Source organism: Candidatus Hydrogenedentota bacterium (assembly GCA_018005585.1).
GTDB lineage: Bacteria > Hydrogenedentota > Hydrogenedentia > Hydrogenedentales > JAGMZX01 > JAGMZX01.
This window is the reverse complement of record JAGMZX010000196.1, coordinates 5,142-8,503: the sequence shown is the minus strand read 5'-3', so window position 1 is coordinate 8,503 and position 3,362 is coordinate 5,142. Positions and strand designations below refer to the sequence as shown.

Below are 3,362 nucleotides of genomic sequence, written 5' to 3'. Positions count from 1 at the left end.
CCTCCATCGCAATCTTGACGGGAAAGCCCGGCGAGGCATAGCGCACGGTTCCAATCGGGTATTCACCCTGGAATTCGATGTTCGCGAACCCTTCCTTGCTCAGCGGACGCCACGTCACGTCGCTGCCTTGGAGTACGGAGATGGCGAAGCCTTGGTCCACGGGCTTCGCGATACCCTTGTGCTGGTACGTGGCGTTTGTGCCTTCGACCCAGTTCGACGCCGCGTTATTGAAGATTTGCCAGCAACCCAGCGTGCCATCGCCGCAGAGGTAGAGCTGCCCCGCGCCGATGCCGCCGCAGGGCATCCCGATGTTGTCGAGGCTCTTGCCGCGCCAGACCTCCTTCGCTCCCCGCTCATAGAGACTCCGCAGCCAAGCGTCACTGAGTTTCTTGTCCGCTGGCACGAGATGGCCGTGGTCCGTATCGGCCGCGCCAAACGGCCCGGCCATTGGCAAGAGGCCGGGAACGAGCGAAGTGGCTACGATACCCACGCCCGCGCGCCGGAGGAACTCGCGGCGCGGCAGACCGTTGCCGCATCCGGCCGGGCCGCAACCGCAACGCGTTCTTGGGGCGGATTCGGCGCCCGTCTTGGAAACGCAAGGTCTGGATTCTGTTTCGGAATGACGGTCGTCCATGGCATGGTCTCCACAATTTCAGCTATTGATACTCAATGAGGTGCGGTTCCCAAGGCAGGCGGTTTGTACTGCAACACGCGACACCCGTCCGTGTGGAGTAGTTGCGGCTGCCGAGGGGTCGAAGCCGGCCTTCGCTCGCGGGGAATCTGATTTTTTCATGTGACCAAATCTCACCGGCCTGTTTCAGTTGATTCTTGCGAGACTAGTACCGGTTTCACATACAAGACAACCGCGGTGCATGGCGTGATCTCCGTGCATGCAGAGATTGAACACAATAAACGTCACAGTGTTCGTCATGCAATCAGTATTGCCGCCTGAAATCCGCTTTTCAAATGTGGCATAGTCCGCGCGGGAGTTATGAAAGCGCGGAAGGGATACACGCATGACCAGATACGGCGGGCTCGCATTGGCGGCAATCCTGTTGGTTGCGGATTCCGGACACGCGGAAGAAAGGCAGGCGCCTGTGGAGGGCAAATTCCTGTGGTGTGGTGATGTTGCCGCGGAAAAGGCCGATGTGTACGTTGGCTTTCGCGGCGCTTTTGAACTGGCCGGGGCGGCCGAGGTGGAAATCCGGTCGTTGGGCGCGGCGTGGTTCGTGCTATGGCTCGACGGCGAATGCCTGATGGAAGGTCCGGCCCGTTTTCCTGTGCAGTACCCCGAATACGATGCGCGGCGCGTAACGCTGTCTGCCGGAGGGCATGTCCTGGCCGCCCAAGTGCATCACGAGGGGCTCGCGACGCGCATTCTGGACAATATCTCGCCTTTTCTGTATTGCGCGGCCCTGGTGAACGGCGAGGAGCTGCCTATCGCTTGGAAATGCGCGCAACTCGACGGGTTCAGCCCGCAGGTGCGCCGCATCAACGCGCAATTGGGGTGGATCGAGTGGTGCGACACGCGCAGGCTTCCTGAGGACTGGCGTGACGTGGCGTTTGACGACGAACCGTGGGCGCGGCCGGTCCCGGCGGCCGTGACTTTGGGTGAAATGAAGCCCCTGAGCACCGGCGCGGTGCAGCAATTCACGCATCCGTTGACTTCTGCTGCAGAAGGGCCGCTCGCGGAAGTATTTGGCTATGAGCAAGACAATGTCGCCGCGCGATTCTTCCTTCGCGACCTGGAATGCGAGAACCTGCCGCCGCAGGGCGTCTGGCGGCGCTATGATTTGGGCCGGGTACGCCTGGGGCGTCCTCGCTTCGTGCTGGAACTGCCCGCGGGCGCGGTGGTCGAGTTTGCGTACAGCGAATCGCTCGCGCACGGGCGCGTCTCGCCGTGGATTACCCTGTCCGCCAGCGATTCGTGCAGCCTCGATCACTATGTGGCGCGGGGCGGCCTGCAGGAATTCTCACCGCTGACGCCGCGCAGCGGGCGATTCCTGGAAGTCCACGTGATCGCTCCGTCAGAGCAGGCGCGCTTCGTTGAAGAGGGATTTGTCGAGCGATGCTACTACGGCCCGCCGGACGGCGCCTTCATCTGCGGCGACCCGTTGCTGGAGCGCATCTGGATGACGGGCGTCGAGACGCACCGCGCCTGCGCCGAGGATGCGCTCATCGACAATCCCACGCGCGAGCGTGGTCAATGGGCGGGCGACGTCGTAGCCGTGGGCATGGACATCGCCGCCGCGGCCTACGGCGACCTGCGGCTGTGCCGGCGCGGCCTCGTGCAGTGCGCGCAATGTGCGCGGGAGGACGGATTGGTCTCGGGCCTGTGCCCCGGCGGCGGCGCGTACCTGTCCACCTATGCCGCGCAATGGGTCAGCGCCTGCCTGCACTACTGGGAACTCACGGGCGACAGGGCCCTGCTTGAAGAGCTCTTCCCCGCGGCGGAGCGCAACATTGCGGCGTTCCAGTCATTCATGTCGCCGCGCGGCCTGCGCACCACGGCGGGCTGGGGTTTCGTCGATTGGGGTTACGTGCGCAACGATGGGCCCGCCGATATCGGCGTAAATCTTCATTATCTCGCGGCGTTGCGAGACATGATCCGCTGGTGCGATGCACTCGGCAAGCCGGCGGAAGGGGCGGAGTACGCGGCGATAGAGCGTGAACTCGCGGGCATACTTGGGAAGTGGTTCGACGAGCGGCGGGCTTCCGGCAAGCCGGACTGGCGCGCCACCGGCTATCACCGCGCGGTACTCGGCCTGCGGCTGGGATTTTTCCACGACGCGGAGAAGCCGGACGCACTCGCCTATATCAAGCAGCATATGCTCGAGTGTTTCCCGAACGACCCCGGCGCGCCGCGCCTCAGCGACCCCGGGCAGAACCAGAGCCGTCTCATCACGCCGTACTTCGCACATTATGCGATGCCGGTGCTCATCGAGAACGGCGAGATGGATTTTGTGCTCGACCAGTATCGCAAGTGCTGGGGGTGGATGCTTGAAGACGGCCGGACCACCTGGATTGAGGTATTTGACACGCGATGGAGCCACTGTCACCAGTGGGCGGGTTGTCCCACGTGGCAACTCAGCCGCTACGTGCTCGGGCTGCACCCGCGCTTTGATCTGGGTGAAAACCATCTGGCGTTGCGGGTCATCCCGGGTTCGCTCAGGCAAGCGTCGGGGCGCGTGCCCTTGCCGGGCGGGCCGGAGGGGAGGACTGCCGCCGTTGATTGGCGCATTGACGAAGAGGGCGTCATGCGTTACCACATCGAGCCGCCGTGCGAGGTCGTGCTGCATTATCCGGACGCGCAAGGCGAGCGCGGGATCAGCGTGCAAGGGTCGCTGGAACTGCGCCTGAAA

General features: G+C 63.6%; 2 protein-coding genes. One reads left to right on the top strand and one right to left on the bottom strand.

From position 1 onward, the window contains the following. Positions 1 to 634, bottom strand: a 634-nt coding sequence (locus KA184_21720; GenBank protein MBP8132206.1) for a hypothetical protein, incomplete at its 3' end; no start/stop codon positions are given. Positions 635 to 1,016: 382 nt separating this feature from the next. Between KA184_21720 and KA184_21715 the strand changes: the two genes are divergently transcribed. Then, positions 1,017 to 3,362, top strand: a 2,346-nt coding sequence (locus KA184_21715; GenBank protein MBP8132205.1) for a hypothetical protein, incomplete at its 3' end; no start/stop codon positions are given.